This is a genomic window from Isoptericola sp. NPDC055881 (assembly GCF_053615895.1).
Window position 1 is genome coordinate 1 of the sequence record NZ_JBSHCR010000053.1, and the last position, 21,281, is coordinate 21,281.

The following is a 21,281-nucleotide window of genomic DNA, read 5'->3' on the forward strand; positions in this document are numbered from 1 at the left end:
GGAGGGATACGTCCGCGCGAAGAAGCCTCCGACCCGCGCTCTGCCGTCGTTCCGCGGCCGCCTTCACGGGCGCCAGGGCGCCCTCCACCTCGGAGAGATATGTCCGCGCGAAGAAGCCTCCGACCGGCGCTCTGCCGTCGTTCCGCGGCCGCCTTCACGGGCGCCAGGGCGCCCTCCACCTCGGGAGAGACACGTCCGCGCGAAGAAGCCTCCGACCCGCGCTCTGCCGTCGTCGTCCCGTGGCCCCGGGGGCTCGTGGCGCTCCGGTGCTCTCGGCGGAGGGCGCACATGACCGACTCGTGGGGAACCTCGACCGACACGGCCATGACCCGCTCCCTCGCTCAGCTCACGCCACGGTAGAGAGCCCCACACGATGCGCGCACCCGCGGGTCACCCACCAGGGGCACGAGGCGCTCGCTGGCGGCGGTGTCGCCCTCTGGTGATGCGGCTGGGCGTGGGGGTGGGCGATCAGGTGGACTGCGGTGCGCCGTCGTCGACGTCGTCGAGGCCGTGCTCGAGGACGGCCTCGAGCTCGGCCGCGGTGGGTAGCGCGTCTCGCGCATCGGGCGGCAGGCCCTGGTAGTCGGCGATCGCCATGGGTACAGCAGTGGAGGCCAGGGAGAACCGCACGGTCGGGCCGCCCTTGCCCGTGCACATGAGGATCCCCACGGTCGGGGCGTGCTTGGTGGGGTCGCGCAGCTGGTCGTCGACGATCGCGACGTACGTGCCGAGCTGGCCGACGAACCCGGGCTCGAACTTGCCGAGCTTCAGCTCGATGACCACGTACCTGCCCTGGGGAATGTGGAAGAACAACAGGTCGACGAAGAATTCGTCCGCTTCTCCGGTGGCGTCGTCGGTGACCGCGAGGCGGACCTGGCGGCCGACGAATGCCATGCCGCGTCCGAGTTCCAGCAGTGTGTCCTGCAGCCGGTCCATCAGCGCCTGCTCGACGTCGCGTTCGGCGAGCTGGTCGGTCAGACCGAGGTGCTCGAAGACGTAGGGGTCCTTCACCAGCTGCTGGGCGAGCTCGGAGTCGGTCGGGTCCAGCGCGGCCGCGAAGTTCGACGGTGCGGCGCCGATGCGCTGGTGCAGCTGCATCTTGATCTGGTGCTCCAGGACGCTGCGCTTCCATCCCTCGGCGGCCGCGCGCTCGGCGTACCAGTCCCGGTCGGCACGGGTGTGGAGCCGGCTGACGAGGACCATCACGTGCCCCCAGGGCAATTGGTCAGCACGGTGCTGACCAAAGTCGCTGAGCGTGGGCCATGCCTCGGCGACCTGGCGCATGTACTTCAGGTTGGTCGGGGAGAAGCCGCGCTGGCCGGGGAACTCCCGTTGCAGGTCGGCGGCGAGACGGTCGATCACCTTCGCTCCCCAGCCGGCTGCGCCCTGGCGTTCGAGGATGTCGCGGCCGATCGACCAGTTCAGGTGCAGCAGCTCGGTGTTCGCCGCGCGCGCGGCACGGAACTGCGTCGCGCGCACTCGCGCCTTGAGGTCGGCCAGCAGGTCGGCGTACCCCGCCGGTTCCAGGGCTACGTCGTCGGGGGCCATGCCCGCAGTCTTCCCTGACGCTCTGACACTCTGCGCTCCCCGGTGCGGTGTCAGCTGGTGGTGGGTTCGATGGAGCCGAACTTGTCCCAGATGGTCGCCGATCGCGGTGTTCGCGATCGAGAGCTAGAACGGCTTCATGCTGTCGATCACCGACCGTGGGATCACAAGCGGCGGCCGGTACCTCAGGAGTCGAAGTTGAACGCCCCCCCGCAGGCAGGTGCAGACGGAAGAGACATTGGGCGCTGTCGCGCGGGTCGGAGGCTTCTTCGCGCGGACGCGTTCACGGGCGCCAGGGCGCCCTCCACTTCGGGAGGGATACGTCCGCGCGAAGAACCCTCCGCCTCGCGCTCTGCCGTCGTCGTCCCGCGGCCCTGGGGTGCTCCCGGCTCTCCCGGTGCTCTCCGCGGCCGAGTCCGGGCGCGACTGGGGCGGCAGGTGGGCCGTGCCGCCGTCGTTGGGGCGGTGGCGCCACCTGGGGCGCCGTCGTGGGGCAGAGGACCCACGGGAAGAGGCAGAGGACGCGGAGAGGCATAGGGTGCTGGCGTGCCTGCTCGACGACGGACGGATCCTGCTGCCGGGAGGGCGGCCGTGGCCGCGTGGCTGGGCGGGGACGGCTCCCGCCCGGTGGTGACGACCGCCGTGCGGTTCACGCTGGAGGAGCTGGCCGACGTCGCGCCGGGGAACTCCGTGGAGGTGCGGGTGCCGCCGGCCGGGGCGGTCCAGGCCGTGGCCGGCCCGCGGCACACCCGCGGGACGCCGCCGAACGTGGTGGAGACCGACGTGGAGACCTGGCTCGCGCTGGCCACGGGCCGGTTGACCTGGAGCGACGCCGTCGGCTCCGGGCGAGTGAACGCCTCGGGCGAGCGCGCCGACCTGTCCGCGCTGCTGCCCCTGCAGGCCGCCCGCCCCCGCCCCTGAGGTGTCGTCGGCAGTGCGGTAGGTGTGCGGCACCTGCAGGTGCCGCACACCTGCTCCGCTGCCGATCGACGTCGGCAGCGGGCGGGTGTCGGCGGGGTCCGCTACGGTCTGCGGCACCGGGCAGGCACGCGCCGGGCCAGTGGACGACGACGTCCGGTGACCTCGGGTTCAACAGCGGTTCACGCGGGTCTGCTGAAGTGACGTCACCCACGTCCGCCGCGAAGGAGCCATCGTGAGCCGTACCCCACCCGCCCGACACCGAGGACCGCTCGCGGCCGCCACCGCGGCCGCGCTCGTCCTGCCCGTCGGGGCCGCCCTCGCCGTCCCGGCAGCCGCCGCCGTCTCGCCCGACGCCCCCGTCGTCATCGACGAGGTGTACGGGGGAGGCGGCAACAGCGGCGCCGCGTTCAACCAGGACTTCGTCGAGCTGTACAACCCGACGGACCAGCCCGTGTCGCTCGACGGCTGGACGGTCCAGTACGCGTCGGCCACCGGCACCTGGGCCAACGGCGCGCAGACCGTCCTGCAGGGACAGATCCCCGCCGGCGGGTCCTACCTCGTCGCGGAAGGGCTCGGCGCGAACACCTCGCTGCCGGCGCTGCCCACGCCCGACGCGACCGGCACGATCGCCATGTCGGGCACGGGCGCCAAGGTCGCGCTCGTCCGCAGCACCGACCGGCTGTCCTGCACCGGCGCGGCCTGCGCGACGTCCGCCGACGTGGTCGACCTCGTGGGCTGGGGTGCGTCGGCGAACGCCTTCGCGGGCTCCGCACCGGCGCCCGCCACGACGAACGCCACGTCCGTCGCGCGCCGCGCCCACGCGAACTCGGCCGACAACGCCGCCGACTTCGCGACCGGCACGCCGACGCCGGTCGCGAGCGGCACCGACCCCGGCACCGACCCGGGCGCCGGTGAGGACGCGACGATCGCGGAGATCCAGGGCACCGGCGCGACGTCCCCGCTGGCCGGGAAGACCGTGACGACCACCGGGGTCGTCACCGCCACGTACCCCATCGGCGGGTTCGACGGGCTCTACCTGCAGACCGCGGGCACCGGTGGCGACCCGGCCGACGACGCGACGCCCGGAGCGTCGGACGCCGTCTTCGTCTACTCGCGAGCCGCCGCGCAGGAGCTGGAGGTCGGTGACCACGTCGAGGTCACGGGTCCGGTCAGCGAGCACTCCGGCCTGACGGAGGTCACCGCCGACGCGTGGACGGTGCTCGACGAGCCCGGCACGGTCGAGCCGCTCGCCACGACCTGGCCGGCGACCGACGCCGGGCGGGAGGCGCTCGAGGGCATGCTGCTCGCACCCCAGGGCGACTTCACCGTCACGGACAACTACGACACCAACTTCTACGGCACCATCGGGCTCGCCGCCGGCAGCTCTCCGCTGGTCCAGCCGACGTCCGTCGGCCGTCCCGGCTCGGTCGAGGCGAAGGAGCAGGCCGAGGACAACGCGGCGCGGGCGCTCCTGCTCGACGACGGCGCGTCGACCAACTACGGCTCGGCCGCGAACTCCGCGCAGCCGCTGCCCTGGCTGACGGGCGGGAAGCCGGTCCGCGTCGGCGCCGCCGTGACGTTCACGCGGCCGGTCGTCCTCGACTTCCGCTTCGACGCCTGGGGGCTGCAGCCGCAGCACCGCCTCACGCCCGACGTGGCCGCCGACGTCCAGCCGGCCACGTTCGAGAACACGCGCGAGGCGACGCCCGAGCACGTGGGCGGCACGCTCCAGGTGGGCACGTTCAACGTGCTCAACTACTTCACCACCACGGGCGACCAGCTCACCGGGTGCCGCTACTACACCGACCGTGCCGGCGACCCGGTCACGGTGCGCGACGGGTGCGCCGCCCGTGGTGCCGCGCAGGCAGACGACCTGCAGCGGCAGCAGACCAAGATCGTCGCCGCGATCTCGGCGCTCGGGGCCGACGTCGTCGCGCTGGAGGAGATCGAGAACTCCGCGACCTTCGGCAAGGACCGCGACCAGGCGCTGTCCGACCTCGTCGACGCGCTGAACGCGCACGACGGGGCGGGCACCTGGGCGTACGTCGCGTCCCCGGCGGACCTCCCCGCGTCCGAGGACGTGATCCGCACCGCGTTCGTGTACCGCACGGCGGGCGCGGAGCCCGTGGGCTCCTCGCGGATCCTCGACGACCCGGAGGCGTTCGGCAACGCGCGCCAGCCGCTCGCGCAGGTGTTCCAGCCCGCCGGCGGGGTCGCCGCCGACCCGGGCGACGACGTGGTGGTCATCACGAACCACTTCAAGTCGAAGGGGTCGGCCGGGCCGTGGCCCGGCGACGCGGACAGCGGCGACGGGCAGGGTGCGTCGAACGAGTCGCGGGCGCGGCAGGCGACGGCGCTGGTCGCGTTCGCCGACGACGTGGCCGCCGACGCCGGCACGGACGCCGTGCTGCTCGTGGGGGACCTCAACTCGTACGAGCAGGAGGACCCGGTCGTGGTCCTCACCGACGCCGGATACACCGACCTCGGGCCGACCACCGGGGAGTACACCTACGCGTTCGACGGCGCGGTCGGCTCGCTCGACCACGCGCTCGCCTCGCCCGGGCTGGTCGACCGGGTGACCGGCACGGACATCTGGAACATCAACGCCTACGAGCCCGTGGCGAACGAGTACAGCCGCTACAACTACAACGCGACCATCCTGTACGACGAGACGCCGTTCCGGTCGTCGGACCACGACCCGCTGCTGGTGGGGCTCGACCTCGCGCCGGCCGCGCCCGCGTGGTCCGCGAAGGCCACCTACACGAAGGGCGACCGCGTCGTCTTCGAGGGCGGTCTGTTCGAGGCCCTGTGGTGGTCGCGCGGCGACCGGCCCGGGGCGTCGCCGTACGGGCCGTGGGCCGAGGTCGGCGCACCCGTCGTGACCGCCGCGGGGACGTTCCCGGCCTGGACGGACACCTGGGTGTACGGCAAGGGCGACGTCGTCGTCCACGACGGGCACCGCTGGGTGGCGAAGTGGTACTCCCGGCACGACGAGCCCGGGGCGTCGCCGTGGGGGCCCTGGAAGGACCTGGGGACCGTCTGACCGCACGCACAGCGCCGGCCGTGCCCGTCCGACCACCAGCGTGGTCGCGGCGGGCACGGCCGGCGGCGTGTCCGGGCGTTCCGGGAATTCCGAGCTCTGCGGGCCGTGGCGTGCGGTCAGGGCTGCCGCGAGCGGGCGCCGATCCCGGCGACGATGGAGACGCCGATGGCCGCGAGGACGATCTGGAAGACCAGCTCCAGCCAGTCGATGCCGCCTGTGTCCTTGACCCCGACGAGGTCCGCGATCCACGTGCCCAGCAGGGCAGCCACGATGCCGACCAGGATCGTCACGAGGATCGAGATGTTCTGCCGTCCGCGCACGAACAGCCGCCCCAGGGCCCCGATGATCGCGCCGATGATGATCGCGCTGATGATGCCGGAGATGCTCACGGTGCTGCCCCTTTCTCGACGTCGGCGCAGGTCGCGCCTTCGTTGACAGTACGGCGAAGCGTGGGTGCACGCCGCCCGTCCGGCGAGGGTGCGCGGCGGCAGCTCGGCGGCATCTCCGCGGCATCTCCGCGGCACCTCGGCGGCGTGTCGGCGGGGTTCGTGCGGTGACTTAGGCTCGTGGGGTGAGCAGCTCGACCCCTGACGGCCCGGCGAACGACGGCACCGCGAACGACGGCACCGTGCACGACGGTGCACGGGAGGACGCCCCCGCGACGGACGCGCCGACGACGCCCGCACCGGCGGACGACGCCCCCGCGGCGGACGACGGTCCTACCCCGCACTCGCCCGAGGAGCCGCAGGACGTGACGCTGCTCGTCGACCCGGGGCGTGTGCGCCGCGCCCCCAAGTACCCCGTCTTCCTGTGGGTGGGCGCGCTGGTCGGCGCGGTCGTCGGGCTGATCTTCTCCACCTGGCTGATCGACGTCTCCGGATCGGCCGAGACCCTGATGAAGCCGGGCGTCTACGTCGCGGTGACGGTGCTCGGCGGGATCGCGCTCGGGCTGGGGGTCGCGGGGCTGCTCGCGGTGGTCTCCGACCGGCGCAGCCTGCGGCGCCGCTGACCGATCCTCCAGGTCGGCCGCCCGGGCGGCTGTGGGATACTCGACTCATGCCCTTGCGCCCTGACGGCCGCCTGAACCACGACCTCATGCCCGGCGAGAAGGGCCCCCAGGACGCTTGCGGCGTCTTCGGGGTCTGGGCCCCCGGTGAGGAGGTCGCCAAGCTCGCCTACTTCGGTCTGTACGCGTTGCAGCACCGCGGACAGGAGTCCGCCGGCATCGCGACCAGCAACGGCGAGCAGATCCTCGTCTACAAGGACATGGGGCTCGTGTCCCAGGTCTTCGACGAGACCGCCCTCGACGCCCTCACCGGCCACCTCGCCGTGGGCCACTGCCGGTACTCCACCACGGGTGGGGTCACCTGGGAGAACGCCCAGCCGACCCTCGGTGCGACGGCGGGCGGGACCGTGGCCCTCGGCCACAACGGCAACCTCACCAACTCCGCCGAGCTCGTGAACCTCGTGGCCGAGCGCTACGGCGCGCAGCGGCGCGGCGAGCTGGCGCGCGGCAACACCACCGACACGGCGCTCATCACGGCGCTGCTCGCCGGCGACGCCGACCACACCCTCGCGCAGACGGCGCTCGAGGTGCTGCCGCGCCTGCGCGGCGCGTTCTCGCTCGTGTTCATGGACGAGGGGACCCTCTACGCCGCCCGCGACCCGCAGGGCGTGCGCCCGCTGGTCCTGGGGCGCCTCCAGCGCGGCTGGGTCGTCGCGTCCGAGACGCCTGCCCTCGACATCGTCGGCGCGTCGTACGTGCGCGACGTCGAGCCGGGCGAGCTCATCACCATCGACGCCGACGGCCTGCGCTCCGAGCGTTTCGCCGAGACGGAGCGCGCGGCCTGCGTGTTCGAGTACGTGTACCTCGCCCGCCCGGACAACACGATCAACGGTCGCTCGGTGCACGCCTCGCGCGTCGAGATGGGCCGCCGGCTCGCGCGCGAGCACCCGGTCGAGGCCGACCTCGTCATCCCGACGCCGGAGTCCGGCACGCCGGCCGCCGTCGGGTACGCGGCCGAGTCCGGCATCCCCTTCGGGCAGGGGCTCACCAAGAACGCCTACGTGGGCCGCACCTTCATCCAGCCGTCGGACACGCTCCGCCAGCTCGGCATCCGGCTCAAGCTCAACCCGCTCCGCGAGGTCATCCGCGGCAAGCGCCTCGTCGTCGTCGACGACTCGATCGTGCGCGGGAACACGCAGCGGGCCCTGGTCCGGATGCTCCGCGAGGCCGGTGCGGCGGAGGTCCACGTCCGCATCTCCTCCCCGCCGGTGAAGTGGCCGTGCTTCTACGGCATCGACTTCGCGTCGCGCGCCGAGCTGATCGCGAACGGGCTGACACCGGACGAGATCGGGCAGTCCCTGGGCGCCGACTCCCTCGGGTACATCTCGCTCGAGGGCATGATCGAGGCCACCGAGCAGCCCTCGTCCCAGCTGTGCGCCGCGTGCTTCACGGGCAAGTACCCGATCGAGCTCCCCACTGCCGACCAGCTCGGCAAGCACCTGCTGGAGCAGGCCGAGCTGCCGCTCGGCGCGCCCGAGGACGGGCTCACGCGGGTCTCCGTGGGCGCCGGTGGCGCCAACGCCCTCGACCACCCCTGACAGCCGACTGGTACAGCCGACGAACGGTGAGCATCACGTGACGAACGAACCCCTGACCTACGCCGCCGCCGGCGTCGACACCGAGGCGGGCGACAAGGCCGTCGAGCTGATGAAGGACGCGGTGCGCCGCACGCACGGTCCCGCCGTCCTCGGCGGGGTGGGCGGGTTCGCCGGGCTCTTCGACCTGTCGGCGATCCGCACGTACCGGCAGCCGCTGCTCGCCACGTCGACCGACGGCGTCGGCACCAAGGTCGCGATCGCCCAGGCGCTCGACAAGCACGACACGATCGGCTTCGACCTCGTCGGCATGGTCGTGGACGACATCGTGGTGGTCGGCGCCGAGCCGCTGTTCATGACGGACTACATCGCCACGGGCAAGGTCGTCCCCGAGCGCGTGGCCGACATCGTGCGCGGCATCGCGCAGGCCTGCGAGGTGGCCGGCACGGCGCTCGTGGGTGGCGAGACCGCCGAGCACCCGGGCCTCCTGGAGCCGGACGAGTACGACGTCGCGGGTGCCGCCACGGGCATCGTCGAGGCGGACGCCGTCCTCGGCCCGGAGCGGGTCCGCGCGGGCGACGTGCTGGTCGCGATGGGCTCGAGCGGCCTGCACTCGAACGGCTACTCGTTGGTCCGCGCGGTCGTGAAGCACGCCGGCTGGACCCTGGACCGGCACGTCGAGGAGTTCGGCCGCACGCTGGGCGAGGAGCTGCTGGAGCCCACCCGCGTCTACGCGCGCGACGTGCTCGCGCTCGCGGAGGACCCCGCGGCGCAGGTGCACGCGTTCACGCATGTGACGGGCGGCGGCCTCGCGGCGAACCTCGCGCGCGTCCTGCCGGCCGGGACCGTGGCGACGGTGGACCGCGCGTCGTGGGAGGTCCCCGCGGTGTTCCGCACGGTCCGCGACCTCGGCTCGGTGCCGCGGAGCGACCTGGAGAACACGCTCAACCTGGGCGTCGGCATGGTGGCCGTCGTCGCAGCCGACGGCGTGGACGCCGCCCTGGCGACGCTCGCGGCGCGCGGGGTGCCTGCCTGGGTGCTGGGCTCGGTGGCTGACCTGGACCCCGCCGCACCGGCAGAGGACCTCGTGGCAGGCACGAAGGGCGTGCAGGGCGGCGCGGTCCGCCTGACGGGCGACTACCGCTGAGGTGCGGGGGAGGCGAGCCTCCCCCGCACAGCCGAAGGGCCGGACGGCGGCTGCCGTCCGGCCCTTCGCGCGCGGCGCAGGAACCCGTGGGAGACGGGATCCTGGTGCTGACGACTCAGCGCTCGTCGCCCCAGGCGTTGTATCGGTTGTCGTACTCGTCGTCACCGGGGGAGTAACGGTCCTCCGTGACGACATCCGTTCGACTGCCCTCGCTACTCTTGAGCTCCTGCTCAAGCGCGTGGTAGTTCGTCTCGGGGCTGTAGTACTTCAGCTCGCGAGCGACCTTAGTCTGCTTTGCCTTCTGACGGCCGCGGCCCATGGCTGAGACCCCCTCAACGTAGGAGCGGGGCTTGCGCCGTCCATGACGGCGGCCCCGTGCGTAAGTAGTCTGTTCAGACCCCAACGGTACATGCTCGCGTGCCATTCCCTCCACTCCGCGCCACGCGCCGCGCGTATCGGAGGACGTGGGAGGGGTGATCGCGCTCCGGAAGGTGTCTCAGGTCACGAGACCGATCGGGGCACGGTCCGGTCGGTCGCGGGCGCGCGACAGCCAGATCGGGACGCACGGTGCGTCTCGGGGCAGTCCGTACGATCCGGACGATTTCATCCGGCTCCCAAGTCGCCTCAATCCCGCTTTCTGCACACAATGGATGAGCGAGACCGTGTCCGCACACCGGGCGCCGCCCGGGCCGGTCGCGCACCAGGAGGTGCAGGGGATGTCGCTCCACGGAGACTCCGAGGTTCTACTGACGCCTGCAGAGGTGGCCAGCCTCTTCCGCGTCGATCCCAAGACCGTGACCCGCTGGGCCAAGGCGGGGAAGCTCTCGTCGATCCGTACCCTCGGTGGGCACCGTCGCTACAAGGAGTCGGAGGTGCGCGCGCTGCTCGGCGCCGCCTCCGAGGAGGCGACGCCGGACAAGTAGCTGGTCTGCGGGGGGCTGCTCAGCGGCGCCGGGCGCGGACGACGACGATCATGACCAGCGCCAGGCCCGCGGCGGCCGCCCCGAGCATCACCTGGGCGTTGCGCCGCCGACCGGGCTGGCCGTCGGGAAGGCCGCCGCCCGTGACGAAGGCGCCGGCGTCGCTCGCCGCCTGCTTGGTCGCCGACGCGAGCTGGTTCGCCTGGTACTTGGGCGAGAGCCGGATGGCGAGCTGGTCCAGGGTCGTGGACAGCTCGGCGCGACTGCGCTTCACCTCGTCCTCGAGCTCCCGCGAGGTGGGCGCCGGGTTCTTGTTCTCGGGCGTCGTGGACTCGCTCACCGACGCACCCCCTTCTTCACCGTCTCCACGTCTTCCTTGACCCGGTCGATCGTCTCCGGTCGGCGGGCCGCCTTCTTGAGCTGGCCGACGGCGATCGCGACGGCGATCCCGGCGACGATCAGCATCGCGACGCCGACGACGAGGGCCGAGAGCCACAGCGGCCAGGCGGTGGCCAGGCCGGTGATGCCGGCCCAGATCAGCACGCCTACCGCGTACAGCACGATGACGAGGGCGGCGGCGATCAGGCCGAGCCCGATGCCGGACCGCTTCGCCTTCTCTGCCATCTCGGCCTTGGCGAGCGCGACCTCGGCGCGCACGAGGCGCGTGGCCTGTTCCGACAGCTGCTCCACGAGCCGCCCCATGGAGGGCGGCTGCTCGGCGGGCGGCGTGCGTCCGTCGTCCCAGTCCGACATCGGCTGCTCCGATCCTGCGTGTGGGTGATCGTCCGTGCGGTCCCACTCAACCCGTCTCTGCTGGTCCAGGCAATTCGACGCGGGTGCCGAGGGGGTGATCGTGCGAGATTCGGGCGTTGTGGCCGGAAACGACGAAACCCCCGTGCCGTTGGCACGGGGGTTTCTGTGGTGGCTCCGACCGGCGTCGATCCGGTGACCTTTCGATTTTCAGTCGAACGCTCTACCAACTGAGCTACAGAGCCTGGACACGAACGCCCGGGCGCCGTGACCGACGAACCGGGCGCATCATGCGCGACCCTGACGGGACTTGAACCCGCGACCTCCGCCGTGACAGGGCGGCGCGCTAACCAACTGCGCTACAGGGCCATGGTGAGGAGTATTCTCCGCACCTGGAAGCTCGTTTCGAGCCGAGAAGAAGCGTACCCCATGGTCGGCGGGATCTTAAAATCGGCCGCTGACCTGCAAGAACGCCCCGTTTCGCGCGCCGCCGACCGTGGCCGACGTCCCGCGGACGTACCCCCAACGGGATTCGAACCCGTGCTACCGCCGTGAAAGGGCGGGGTCCTAGGCCGCTAGACGATGGGGGCTGGACCCGGCAAGCATACCCAGGCGCCGAGCAGGGTCTCGGACGCGCCGTGGGCGAGGATGGGACCCGTGGTGGAGATGACGCGCGAGGACTTCGAGGACGCCGTCCGGGACGGCCTCGACCAGGTCCCGGCAGAGCTGGCCGAGATGATGGACAACGTCGTCGTGCTGGTGGAGGACGACGCCCCCGCGGACGACCCGGAGCTCCTCGGGCTGTACGAGGGCGTACCGCTCACCGAGCGCGACCTGTACTGGGCGGCCGGCTCCCTGCCCGACCGGATCACCGTGTACCGGAACCCGACGCTGGCCGTCTGCGACACGCGCGAGGACGTGGTGGAGGAGGTCGCGATCACCGTGGTGCACGAGATCGCGCACCACTTCGGCATCGACGACGAGCGGCTGCACGAGCTCGGCTGGGCCTGACCGGACGCGACGGACCGGACGCGACGGACCGGCGCGGGGTCGGCGTCAGGGTGCCGTCAGAGCGGGCTGTACTCCCAGTGCCAGGCCTCGGGCTTGCGGCCGTCGGCCTGGGCCCAGCCGGGGTTGTGCCAGCCGAACTTCGGGGCGTTCTCGACCAGCCACCGGTGCTGGGCGCTGGAGTACGTCTGCACGCCGCCGTTGAGGTCGACGGCGATGCCCCAGCCGTGGTCCGAGTACCCGGGCACGGCGGCGAAGTAGCCGCGGCTCGCCTTGACCGACACCTGCGACTCGTACGAGCGGTACGAGTCCCGGATCTCCAGGTGCTCGCCGAACCGGGCCCGGTACGCGACGTCGAGGCGCTCCAGCTGCTCGGCGGCGTCGGCGCGGAGGGTCTCGCCCGGGGCGAAGGACAGCTCGGCGAGGTCCGCCGAGGGGATGCGCCCGTTCTCGTAGCCCTGGGTGTCGTCCGCGTGCGCCTTCAGGGCGGGCGCGGCCTTGCGGGCCTGTGCCGCCTCGGCCTGCACGACCTCGGCGGGGGTGGCGGGCGCGGGCTTAATGCTGACCGCGCTCGTGTCGGTGTCCTCGAGCAGCGCGGTGAGCGACTGCGTCGCCTCCGTGACGTCCTCGGCGGTCTTCGCGCGGACCTCGGGCGAGGTCCGCTCGCCGGAACGGGACGCCGCCTCCGAGGTGGACCGGTCGGCGACGACGGCGCGCAGGTGCTTCGCGCTCTTCGCCACGGACCGGCGCTGGGCGTCGGGGAGGGCCAGGGAGTCGGTCGTCACCTGGTCGGCGCGGGCCAGGGCCGACTGTGCGGCGGTGAGCGCCTCGTCGTCGGACGCGGCCGTCGACCCGCTCGTCGTGGCGTCGGTGTCGGAGCCCGACTTCGTGCTCGCCGTGCCCGAGCCCACCGCGCCCGAGGTCGCGGACGCCGCGCCGGTCAGGGCGGGGCTCACGATCGCGGCGGTGCTGGCGACGCTCGAGGTCGTCCCGAACGTGCCGGTGACGACCGACTTCGCCGAGGCGGCGTGGGGCGTGGTCGCCGTCGCGGAGCGGGTCTCGCCGGAGGCGTGGGTGAGGCCGGTGGCCACGCCGGTGGTCAGGGCCATCACGGTGAGCGCGACCGGCACGCCGGCACGCACGGGGCCGCGTCGCCGGCGGGGGCGGGCCGGGCCGTCGTTCCGTCGCGTGCGGTCGGGGTGGTGGATGTCGCGGCGCCGCGGCAGCGGCGTAGAGGCGTTCTCGGTCACGTGGAAAAAAGTCCTTGGGAGGTCGGGAGCTCGAACCCGTCGGGAGCTCACACCGGTCGGAAGCTCCTTCCATCTTCAACCGTTCGGTCCGGTGCTCCGGGCCATCGAGGAGGCCAGACGACACGAATCCCGTGCGGGCCGCACGGACGAGTTGTGAAGGCTGGGACATCCCGCGCTTTCGGCCGCCCTCCCCGGACCGTGATCCGGATCGTGGGACGCGCCGTCCCGCCCGCCGCCGCGCGCCACGCGTCGGCGCCCTCCGCGCCTCAGGATGCTCGGATGAGCTCCGCACCCGTGACCGTGGCGGTCCACCGCGCCGTCAGCCCCGACCGTGTCCCGGAGGTCACCGCGTGGGTGCAGTCCGGCGTACGCCTCGCCAACCGGTGGGACGGCTTTCTCGGGTCGGGCTGGATCCGGGCCTCCGAGGGGGCGTCCGACTGGATCATGCTCTACCGGTTCGCCGACGCCGCGCGGCTGGACGCCTGGGAGGTCTCCGACGAGCGGCTCCGCTGGCTCGCCGAGGGGGAGGGTCTCGTCGAGGAGCGGCGGGTGGAGAAGCGCACCGGCATCGAGGGCTGGTTCGACCCGCCCGTGCGGCAGGACGAGCCTGCGGGGCCGCCGCTGCTCGCCGCCCCGCCGCGCTGGAAGCAGTCCGTGGCGATCTGGCTCGGCTTCTTCCCGGTCAACCTCGCGTTCACCGCGCTGGTGGGCTGGCTCGTGCCGCCGTTCGCGGACCTGACGGTGGTGCTGCGGGTGCTCGTGTCGACCCTGGTGCTCACCCCGATCATGTCCTTCTGGGTGCTGCCGTGGGTGACGGGACGGCTCTCCGGCTGGCTGCACGCCCCCCGGCGCTGACCAACCGGGCGCCGTCGGCGCGGCGGGCGGTCAGCCGGCGGTGGGGACCTCGGCCGCCGCGAGCCACTCGCGCAGCGGCGCGGGCCGGTCGGTGATGATGCCGTCGACCCTCGCCGTGAGGAGGAGCTCCCACGTCTCCTCGTCGTTGGCCGTCCAGCCGTACACCAGCCGGCCTGCCGCATGGGCGGCGGGCACGAGGGACGTGTCGTCGGCGAGGAGCGCGGCCCCCGGGCTGACGGCGGCGGCCCCGAGGTCGTCCAGGAGGACGGCGAGGTCGGCGCGCGGGTGCTCGACGAGCAGCGAGCGCGGCACGTGCGGCGCGACGTCGCGCAGCGCGGCCACCGTGGTGGGGTCGAACCCCTGCACCACGAGGCGATCCTCCAGGCCGGCGTCCGTGACCACGCGCATCGTGACGGCGACGTCCGCAGCCGTCCAGGCGCCCTTGTACTCACAGAGCACGTCGAGCCCGGGTCGGGCAGCCACCAGGTCGAGCACCTCGGCGAGCGTCGGGATGCGCTGGCCGGCGAACTCCGGCGCGAACCACGAGCCCGCGTCGAAGGACTGGAGCTCCGACACCGTGTAGTCGCGGACCTCGCCCGACCCGTCGGTCGTGGCGTCGACGGTGCCGTCGTGGATCACCATCGGCACCCCGTCGGCGCTGAGGTGCACGTCGATCTCGATCATCCGCGCGCCGGCGGCGGCGGCCGCGTCGAACGCGGCGAGCGTGTTCTGCGGGGCGTCGGCGGAGGCACCGCGATGGGCGATGACGGCGAGGTCCTGGGCGCGCACGGGACTCCTTCGGACGGCGCTGACGGTCGGCCCCGTGGGGTCGAACCGCATCCGTCGGGTCCGGGTCCCCAGAGCGGAATCACCCTAACCCGGTCCCGCTTCCCCGGTCAGGACGCCCTGGAGGGCCGCGTCGACGGACGAGAGGGCTCGATGAACACCCGGACGCCGGTGTCGGCGACGTCGGCGACCTGGCGGCCGAGCGACGAACCGTCCCGGAGCGGGAGGTTGGCCATGACGAGGGAGAAGCTGGCGGGCACCGGTTATCGCCGAACGGGCGACCGCGCCGCCCGACGTTCGAGGGCAGAACCGGATCGACCCGCTCCCACTGCTCATCAGTCAAGACCCGAAACCGCGAAGACGTCACCGGATCGGTCTGCCGCGCGCCTCACCAATCGCCTGGGAGACATGCCTAGTTGAAGCGCTCCACCGAGTTGTTCCCATTCAGATCCAGGCCGACCTCTTCGGTCGTACCCAAGGAGAGCACCGAAAGGCAGATCCCGACCAGGGCGGCACATCCAGCCATCGCCAACCCTGTGACGACCCATGGTCGTCTGCCGATTCCCTTGGTGAGGCTGCGCGCCGTCAGGGCGGCCGCCGCGAGAGCGACGAGCGCACCGATGAGCGGGTTCAGAGCCACCGCGACGACCGCGATGGTTCCAGCGACGAGGGCTGTGATCTCCGCCGAGCGGTTCTCAACCGGACCGGACTTGGAGAGTGATGCCGTGTGCTGCACGTTTCCAGACATTGCTGACTCCCGACTGCGCAAGAAGATATGCCGCGTTGCAAGCAACGGGCGCGCATGGGACCAATCTCCGCACGCGCGCCCGTCGAGGTCGATCAAGCGTAGCAAGATCCGGACGTCGTGGCCTTTCCTGCCTTGTTCACCCTGGTCTGGAGGCAGGGGCGACGGTTCTGGATCGGGGCGCCCTTGATCGGCCCCAGGCGGAACTTGAACTGCTGGTAGCCGCGAACAGAGGCTGCGGTGTGCGTGAACTGGCTCGAGCCCCGTCCGTCGTAGTACCAACCGGGGAAGGTGGGCTTTCCCGTGCGGTTGCTCCACGTGGCCTTCTTGATCACGCCACCCTTCGCGCAGTATTTAATGGTGGTGTAGTAGCGATAGAGCACGCCACCTAGCAAGTTCTTGCCTGCGCCCTGGGCGCTCCGGCTGTAGCAGACGTCGTACTTCGTGGCGGCTTGTACCGCGTAGCCGGCGAGCTCGAAGCTGGCCTTGGCCTCGCTCTCCGGAATCTCGACGGGAGCATCGCTTGTCTCCTCGACCACGGCGAGAGTGTTGGCATCGACGAAGAGTGCCTGCTCGTCAGCGTCTAGCGCGTCGTATGCGGCCTCAGGGTCACGGGCGGCAAAGACGTCCTCCGCGATCCTGCGAGCTGCCTTTGCGTCTCCCTTCGTGAGGTTCGAGTCCGTGCCGACCGTCGCTGGCCGTCCGACGCCACTCGAATCGTTTACGGGCTGCGCAAGCGCGGCGGAAGTTCCACTTCCAATAAGTGCAAGGGTGATGATTCCTGCGGCCAGTGCTCGCGCCTTGGTTGTACTCAATTTTCACTCCTCTCACGCCTACCGCAGTCGCGGCGGCCCCCAAAGCGTGCACACTCCAGACCCACTATGTCGCGGCGGATGCTGCTCGCGTGCAATATCCGCAAGGTATGTATCAAGCCGCATGCCAGTCCCTCAATAGCCCGCCAAGCGGGCGTCGTCGTGTGGCATGGGTCACAGCAGTATCAGGCGGTGTCAGGCACGAATAGCGCGTCAACGTGCTCACGGGGCCCGCCATAGCCGCCATGCCATTCGGAGGTGACATTGTCGGACGGGATCACGCACGGGAGGCGGTCCGGGACGACGGGGTTCCGCATGGAATGTGTATCCAGGCGAACAAGGACTACCTGCGGGACTGGCGTGAGCGGAAGCGTCACGAGCTGCTGCCCGAGGCTCCAGCGCCCGAGCACGACGTTGTCGCCGCGGCATCCGTGCCGGAGCAGCCCGCGACGGGCGAGCGGCTCGGCCCGATCGAGGCGGCCCTCGTGCACGACCTGGATCACCGCGACGGCGACCCCACGTTCCTCCGGCAGGTCGGGCGCGCCGTGGCGCGCTCCCTCGACGGGGCCGTGCGCGTGCAGCGGCACGGCCTCGTGTCCCCGCTCGCGCAGCGCCTGGTCGACATCGGCGCCCGCCAGATCCCGCCGAAGGGTGACCCGTCCGGCAGGCTGACCGAGGACGAGAAGCGTGCTCAGGTGCTGCACCTGATCTCCGGCGACGATGACGAGGAGGAGGCTGCCAGTGGGTCGTGAGCGGACCCGAGGCGACCCCGTTGTTCCACGCCTATGACAGGCATCGTTGCAATTCAGAAAGGTGGGCCCCGTGGGGATCGAACCCACAACCCGCGGATTAAAAGTCCGCTGCTCTGCCAATTGAGCTAGAGGCCCGCCGCCGTCCGCCCATGGGCAGGTCGCCGGCTGCGGACAGCGTACGCGGGAGCGGCCGGGAGCCGTGCGCGGGCCTGCCGGAAGGTCACGATCCGGTTACGGAGGGCAACCTATCTGCGGCGGGACCTGCCTGTCACGCGAAGTCTCACCCACCGGGAGATCTCGTCCCGATCGCGTCTCAGCGTTGCGCCGACCACCCCCACCCTGTTTCGGTGGAGGGGTTCGCCAGGACCGACGAGAGGAGCTCTCATGCTCACCGTGACCGACAACGCCCGTACCGCCGTCGAGGACCTCGCCCAGCAGGCCGGGGTGCCCGACGAGGGTGGCCTGCGGATCGCGCAGTCTGCCGGACAGCCCGGCAACTTCGAGCTCGCGCTCGTCCCCGCGCCGCAGCCCGACGACCAGGTGGTGGACGAGGAGGGCGGCACGCACGTCTTCGTCGAGGCGGAGGCCGCACCGGCGCTCGACACCCTCACGCTCGACACCGACCCCGCGGCGCAGGGCCCCGGGTTCGTCCTCACGCCGCAGGCGTGACTTCCGGGCAGGACCTCCGACCCCTCGGGTGAGGAGGCGGCGACACCTGTCCGACGACGGCCGGGCACGGGGCATGGCTCCCGTGCCCGGCCGTCGCGCGTCCACCAGACGGCACGGTCGACTCCCCGTCGCCTCCGTCGACCCCCGCTGACGGCGTTCGTCCCCGCGCTGGCGTGCGGCCCCGCCGTGCGCCAAGGTGTGACGCGCCGCGACCCCGCGCGGCACCGAGAAAGGTGTGAGTGCCCGTGTCGTCGAAGCGGTCCGCGTCCCCGTCGAGCACCCCGCGCCGGGCGAACCGCAGCCCAGCCCTGCAGGTCCTCGCCCGCGGCGGCTACATCTCCTCCGGGGTGCTGCACCTGCTGCTGGGCTGGCTGGCGATCCGCCTGGCCGTGGGCTCCCCGAGCGGCAGCCCCGACCAGCAGGGTGCTCTGCGTCAGCTCGCGGCGGCGCCCGGCGGTGCCGTGCTCCTGTGGCTCACGGCGGCGGGCTTCGCCGCGCTCGCGCTCTGGCAGCTCACGGAGACGCTCGTCGGTGTCCCCGGCGCGGAGTCGAGCAAGCAGGCCCGCGAACGGATCAAGGCCGGCGGCAAGGCGGTGCTGTACGGGGCGCTGGCGGCGATGGCCGTCGGCGTCGCGACCGGCGCGACGGGCGGTGGGTCCGAGGAAGGCCTCACCGCGGACGTCCTGCACATGACGGCGGGGCGCTGGCTCGTCGGGGCGGTCGGCCTCGCCGTCGTCGTGGGCGGCGTGGTGCACGTCGTCAGCGGCTGGCGCAAGTCGTTCGTCGACGACCTGCAGGGGACCGGTGGCGGCGCCGTCGGCCAGGCGGTCGTGCGGCTCGGGCAGGTGGGCTACGTGGCGAAGGGTGTCGCCCTCGCCGTCGTCGGCGGGCTGTTCGTGGCAGCCGCCGTCACGGCGGACCCGCAGAAGGCCGGTGGCCTCGACGACGCGCTCCGGACCATCCGCGACCAGCCCTTCGGCACGGTCCTGCTGGTCGTCACGGGCGTGGGGATCGCCGCCTACGGCGTGTACTCGTTCGCCCGCGCCCGCTACGCGCGGATGTGATGGTCAGGTTGCGGGCTCGATGATCCAGCCGGCGCCGAGCACGAGGCAGCCCACCGTGACGAGCAGGAACACCACCACCCACAGGACCCCGGTGGTGTGCGTGAGCACCGCGAGCTGGTCGGCGTCGGACCGGCGGGCCCGGCCGCGGGAACGCTGCGCCTGCAGCTCGAAGACGGGCCGCACCGACCCCAGCAGCAGGAACCAGGTGACGGCGTACGCGACGGCGGCCTGCGTGGCAGGGTCCAGCCACCACGAGACGGCGACGAGCCCGGCGCCGCTCACGAGGATCGACCACAGCCCGAACCAGTTGCGGATCTTGAGCAGCAGGAGCGCGAGCAGCAGCCCCAGCAGCCACAGCAGCCCGACCGCGTAGCCGTGCCGCAGCAGCCACGCGGCGCCCAGACCGGTGAGGCCGGGCCCGACGTAGCCGGCGAACGCGGTGACGATCATGCCGAACCCGCGGGGCCGCCCCGCGGACACGGTGAGTCCCGACGTGTCGGAGTGCAGGCGGATCCCGTCCAGCCGTCGCCCGGTCACCATCGCGGCCACGGCGTGCGCGCCCTCGTGCGCGATCGTCACGACATGGCGCGCCACCCGCCACACCGGGGTGACGAGAACCACGGCGAGGGCGACCAGGCCGGCGGAGAGCACCACCGCCTGGGGCGGGGGCGGCACCGGGGTGGTGGCGGCCGTCCAGATCTGCGTCAGCACGTCGGTGACGTTCGCGAGGAAGTCGTCCACGGCGGCCATTCCACCACGGCCACCTGGACGGACGGTCAGGGGGCCGGCGGGCGGACGTGAGACAATGGTGGAGGTGGCTGCGCGTCCGCGCGCCCCGCGTCGTGGAGATCCCCCCGGATTGCGTGCGGCGGAACCCCGACCTTCGACGTCCCTGACGTCCGAGCCCGAGAGGCCCACTTCTTGACTACCTTTGCCGACTTCGGCCTGCCTACCCCTGTCGTCCGTGAGCTCACGAACCAGGGCATCACCACCCCGTTCCCCATCCAGACGGCGTCGCTGTCCGACTCGCTCGCCGGCACCGACGTCCTCGGCCGCGGCCGCACCGGCTCCGGGAAGACGCTCGCGTTCTCGCTGCCCGTCGTGACGCGGCTCGCGACGTCGGCCGCGCAGGCGGTGGCCGCCGGCCGCCCCCGCCGTCGTGCCGCCCGCCCCCGCGCGCTGGTGCTCTGCCCGACGCGCGAGCTCGCGAACCAGATCAACGCCACCATGGAGCCGCTCGCGAAGACCTTGGGTCTCGTGACCACCACGGTCTTCGGCGGTGTCGCCCAGTCGCGCCAGGTGACGGCGCTGAACGCGGGCGTCGACGTCCTGATCGCCTGCCCCGGCCGCCTCGAGGACCTCCTCGGTCAGAAGCACCTCACGCTCGACGACGTCGAGATCACGGTGCTCGACGAGGCCGACCACATGGCCGACCTCGGCTTCCTGCCCGGCGTGAAGCGGATCATGGACCGCACGCCGCGCGAGGGGCAGCGCCTGCTCTTCTCGGCGACGCTGGACAACGGCGTCGACGTCCTCGTCAAGCGCTACCTCAAGAACCCCGTGACGCACTCGGTGGACGACGCCGCGGCGCCGCCGCCCCAGATGACGCACCACATCCTCGCGGTGGCCGACGCCGACGCGAAGAAGGACGTGGTGCACGCGCTCGCCTCCGGCACGGGCCGTCGAGTGCTGTTCACGCGCACCAAGCACCAGGCGAAGAAGCTCGCCAAGCAGCTCACCGGCGCCGGCGTGCCCGCCGTCGACCTGCACGGCAACCTCGGGCAGGGCGCGCGCGAGCGGAACCTCGCGGCGTTCTCGTCCGGCGACGTCAAGGTCCTGGTCGCGACCGACATCGCGGCGCGCGGCATCCACGTCGACGACGTCGAGCTCGTGGTGCACGTGGACCCGCCGGCCGAGCACAAGGCGTACCTGCACCGGTCCGGTCGTACGGCCCGTGCGGGCTCCGTCGGCGACGTCGTCACCGTGATGCTGCCCGAGCAGCGCGGCGACGTGCGCGACCTCACGCGCAAGGCCAAGATCACGGCCCGCCCGCAGCAGGTCGTGCCCGGCGACGCGACGGTCTCCGCCCTCGTCGGCGACGTCGCCCCGTACGTGGCACCGCCCGCTCCCGCAGCTCCCGCGCCGCAGCGACGCAAGGGCACGGCGCGTCCTACGCAGGGTGGCCAGGGTGGCCAGGGTGGCCACGCCGGGCACGGCGGCCGCTCGCGGACCGGTCAGGCGCAGGGCGGTCAGGCGCAGGGCGGCCGCAGCCAGGGGCAGCGTCCCCAGGCCGCTGCGTCGTCGGGCGGCGCGCCGTCGGCGGTTCGTGCGGACGGCTCCGCGCCGGCCCGCCGTCGTCGTCGCCGCGGCGGTCGGGGCCGTGGCCCCGGCGGCGCGGCCTGATCGCCGGCCG

The 21,281-nt window shown here is 72.4% G+C and carries 23 protein-coding genes and 4 tRNA genes; 12 read left to right on the top strand and 15 right to left on the bottom strand.

The window, feature by feature from the left end:
- Window positions 1–468: 468 nt before the first annotated feature.
- Window positions 469–1,548 (bottom strand): PDDEXK nuclease domain-containing protein, encoded by a 1,080-nt coding sequence (locus tag ACWGKI_RS15290; RefSeq protein WP_452188083.1) that lies wholly within the window; start codon window positions 1,546–1,548, stop codon window positions 469–471.
- A 543-nt stretch (window positions 1,549–2,091) separates the two neighbouring features.
- Here ACWGKI_RS15290 and ACWGKI_RS15295 point away from each other — a divergent pair.
- A complete protein-coding gene (locus ACWGKI_RS15295) occupies window positions 2,092–2,466 on the top strand; it encodes a sterol carrier family protein (RefSeq protein ID WP_452188085.1) in 375 nt (124 codons plus the stop codon).
- Between the two features lie 232 nt (window positions 2,467–2,698).
- Entirely contained in the window at window positions 2,699–5,509 is a 2,811-nt protein-coding gene (locus tag ACWGKI_RS15300; RefSeq protein WP_452188087.1) for an ExeM/NucH family extracellular endonuclease, read from the top strand.
- A gap of 116 nt (window positions 5,510–5,625) precedes the next feature.
- Here the strand turns inward: ACWGKI_RS15300 and ACWGKI_RS15305 are convergent, their stop codons facing one another.
- Window positions 5,626–5,898: a GlsB/YeaQ/YmgE family stress response membrane protein gene (locus ACWGKI_RS15305; RefSeq protein WP_380245522.1), complete on the bottom strand. Its 273-nt coding sequence runs from the start codon at window positions 5,896–5,898 to the stop codon at window positions 5,626–5,628.
- Window positions 5,899–6,080: 182 nt separating this feature from the next.
- Here ACWGKI_RS15305 and ACWGKI_RS15310 point away from each other — a divergent pair, with 182 nt between their 5' ends.
- From ACWGKI_RS15310 to purM, 3 genes are read left to right on the top strand one after another with little or no spacing between them, the layout of a single operon-like run.
- Window positions 6,081–6,518 (top strand): histidine kinase, encoded by a 438-nt coding sequence (locus ACWGKI_RS15310; protein WP_452188089.1) that lies wholly within the window; start codon window positions 6,081–6,083, stop codon window positions 6,516–6,518.
- A 47-nt stretch (window positions 6,519–6,565) separates the two neighbouring features.
- Window positions 6,566–8,113 carry an amidophosphoribosyltransferase gene (gene purF / locus ACWGKI_RS15315; RefSeq protein WP_380245524.1) on the top strand — a complete coding sequence of 516 codons (1,548 nt, stop codon included), beginning with the start codon at window positions 6,566–6,568 and terminating at the stop codon, window positions 8,111–8,113.
- Window positions 8,114–8,150: 37 nt separating this feature from the next.
- The gene (gene purM / locus ACWGKI_RS15320; RefSeq protein WP_380245525.1) at window positions 8,151–9,257 is read left to right on the top strand and encodes a phosphoribosylformylglycinamidine cyclo-ligase; all 1,107 of its coding nucleotides are present in this window, start codon (window positions 8,151–8,153) and stop codon (window positions 9,255–9,257) included.
- Window positions 9,258–9,372: 115 nt separating this feature from the next.
- On the opposite strand, the gene ACWGKI_RS15325 is transcribed toward purM, so the two are convergent.
- Entirely contained in the window at window positions 9,373–9,576 is a 204-nt protein-coding gene (locus ACWGKI_RS15325) for a DUF3073 domain-containing protein (RefSeq protein WP_380245628.1), read from the bottom strand.
- Window positions 9,577–9,973: 397 nt separating this feature from the next.
- On the opposite strand from ACWGKI_RS15325, the gene ACWGKI_RS15330 reads away from it, so the two are divergent.
- Window positions 9,974–10,180, top strand: coding sequence for a BldC family transcriptional regulator (locus ACWGKI_RS15330; protein WP_079575713.1), 207 nt, complete (start codon window positions 9,974–9,976; stop codon window positions 10,178–10,180).
- A gap of 19 nt (window positions 10,181–10,199) precedes the next feature.
- Here ACWGKI_RS15330 and ACWGKI_RS15335 read toward each other — a convergent pair whose 3' ends face one another.
- From ACWGKI_RS15335 to ACWGKI_RS15355, 5 genes are all read right to left on the bottom strand, one after another.
- Window positions 10,200–10,517, bottom strand: a complete 318-nt coding sequence (locus tag ACWGKI_RS15335; RefSeq protein WP_452188092.1) for a DUF3618 domain-containing protein — start codon at window positions 10,515–10,517, stop codon at window positions 10,200–10,202.
- Window positions 10,514–10,930, bottom strand: a complete 417-nt coding sequence (locus ACWGKI_RS15340) for a phage holin family protein (protein WP_452188094.1) — start codon at window positions 10,928–10,930, stop codon at window positions 10,514–10,516. The genes ACWGKI_RS15335 and ACWGKI_RS15340 overlap by 4 nt, the downstream gene beginning before the upstream one ends.
- Before the next feature lie 166 nt (window positions 10,931–11,096).
- Window positions 11,097–11,172: transfer RNA gene (locus tag ACWGKI_RS15345), tRNA-Phe, on the bottom strand.
- Window positions 11,173–11,222: 50 nt separating this feature from the next.
- Window positions 11,223–11,296: transfer RNA gene (locus ACWGKI_RS15350), tRNA-Asp, on the bottom strand.
- Between the two features lie 148 nt (window positions 11,297–11,444).
- A tRNA-Glu gene (locus ACWGKI_RS15355) sits at window positions 11,445–11,517 on the bottom strand.
- Window positions 11,518–11,575: 58 nt separating this feature from the next.
- Between ACWGKI_RS15355 and ACWGKI_RS15360 the strand changes: the two genes are divergently transcribed.
- Window positions 11,576–11,938, top strand: coding sequence for a metallopeptidase family protein (locus tag ACWGKI_RS15360; RefSeq protein ID WP_380245273.1), 363 nt, complete (start codon window positions 11,576–11,578; stop codon window positions 11,936–11,938).
- Window positions 11,939–11,994: 56 nt separating this feature from the next.
- Here ACWGKI_RS15360 and ACWGKI_RS15365 read toward each other — a convergent pair whose 3' ends face one another.
- Window positions 11,995–13,185: a D-alanyl-D-alanine carboxypeptidase family protein gene (locus tag ACWGKI_RS15365; protein ID WP_452188096.1), complete on the bottom strand. Its 1,191-nt coding sequence runs from the start codon at window positions 13,183–13,185 to the stop codon at window positions 11,995–11,997.
- Window positions 13,186–13,464: 279 nt separating this feature from the next.
- Between ACWGKI_RS15365 and ACWGKI_RS15370 the strand changes: the two genes are divergently transcribed.
- Window positions 13,465–14,040, top strand: coding sequence for an antibiotic biosynthesis monooxygenase (locus ACWGKI_RS15370; RefSeq protein ID WP_380245275.1), 576 nt, complete (start codon window positions 13,465–13,467; stop codon window positions 14,038–14,040).
- 30 nt (window positions 14,041–14,070) lie between these two features.
- Here ACWGKI_RS15370 and ACWGKI_RS15375 read toward each other — a convergent pair whose 3' ends face one another.
- The 4 genes from ACWGKI_RS15375 to ACWGKI_RS15390 form a co-directional block, all read right to left on the bottom strand.
- A complete protein-coding gene (locus ACWGKI_RS15375; protein ID WP_452188098.1) occupies window positions 14,071–14,829 on the bottom strand; it encodes a glycerophosphodiester phosphodiesterase in 759 nt (252 codons plus the stop codon).
- Between the two features lie 107 nt (window positions 14,830–14,936).
- On the bottom strand, window positions 14,937–15,086 hold the full coding sequence (locus ACWGKI_RS15380) for a hypothetical protein (RefSeq protein ID WP_452188100.1): 150 nt from the start codon (window positions 15,084–15,086) through the stop codon (window positions 14,937–14,939).
- Between the two features lie 152 nt (window positions 15,087–15,238).
- A complete protein-coding gene (locus ACWGKI_RS15385; RefSeq protein ID WP_452188102.1) occupies window positions 15,239–15,670 on the bottom strand; it encodes a hypothetical protein in 432 nt (143 codons plus the stop codon).
- Entirely contained in the window at window positions 15,667–16,386 is a 720-nt protein-coding gene (locus tag ACWGKI_RS15390) for a hypothetical protein (protein ID WP_452188103.1), read from the bottom strand. Before ACWGKI_RS15390 ends, ACWGKI_RS15385 begins: the two co-directional genes overlap by 4 nt.
- Before the next feature lie 317 nt (window positions 16,387–16,703).
- Here ACWGKI_RS15390 and ACWGKI_RS15395 point away from each other — a divergent pair, with 317 nt between their 5' ends.
- Window positions 16,704–17,135 (top strand): hypothetical protein, encoded by a 432-nt coding sequence (locus tag ACWGKI_RS15395; protein WP_452188105.1) that lies wholly within the window; start codon window positions 16,704–16,706, stop codon window positions 17,133–17,135.
- Between the two features lie 62 nt (window positions 17,136–17,197).
- Here ACWGKI_RS15395 and ACWGKI_RS15400 read toward each other — a convergent pair.
- A tRNA-Lys gene (locus ACWGKI_RS15400) sits at window positions 17,198–17,270 on the bottom strand.
- A gap of 249 nt (window positions 17,271–17,519) precedes the next feature.
- On the opposite strand from ACWGKI_RS15400, the gene ACWGKI_RS15405 reads away from it, so the two are divergent.
- Both ACWGKI_RS15405 and ACWGKI_RS15410 read left to right on the top strand, forming a co-directional pair.
- A complete protein-coding gene (locus ACWGKI_RS15405; RefSeq protein ID WP_380245280.1) occupies window positions 17,520–17,804 on the top strand; it encodes an iron-sulfur cluster biosynthesis family protein in 285 nt (94 codons plus the stop codon).
- Window positions 17,805–18,043: 239 nt separating this feature from the next.
- On the top strand, window positions 18,044–18,868 hold the full coding sequence (locus tag ACWGKI_RS15410) for a DUF1206 domain-containing protein (RefSeq protein ID WP_452188107.1): 825 nt from the start codon (window positions 18,044–18,046) through the stop codon (window positions 18,866–18,868).
- Between the two features lie 3 nt (window positions 18,869–18,871).
- Here ACWGKI_RS15410 and ACWGKI_RS15415 read toward each other — a convergent pair whose 3' ends face one another.
- A complete protein-coding gene (locus ACWGKI_RS15415) occupies window positions 18,872–19,618 on the bottom strand; it encodes a M50 family metallopeptidase (protein WP_452188109.1) in 747 nt (248 codons plus the stop codon).
- A 171-nt stretch (window positions 19,619–19,789) separates the two neighbouring features.
- Between ACWGKI_RS15415 and ACWGKI_RS15420 the strand changes: the two genes are divergently transcribed.
- Entirely contained in the window at window positions 19,790–21,271 is a 1,482-nt protein-coding gene (locus ACWGKI_RS15420) for a DEAD/DEAH box helicase (RefSeq protein ID WP_452188111.1), read from the top strand.
- Window positions 21,272–21,281: the final 10 nt, after the last annotated feature.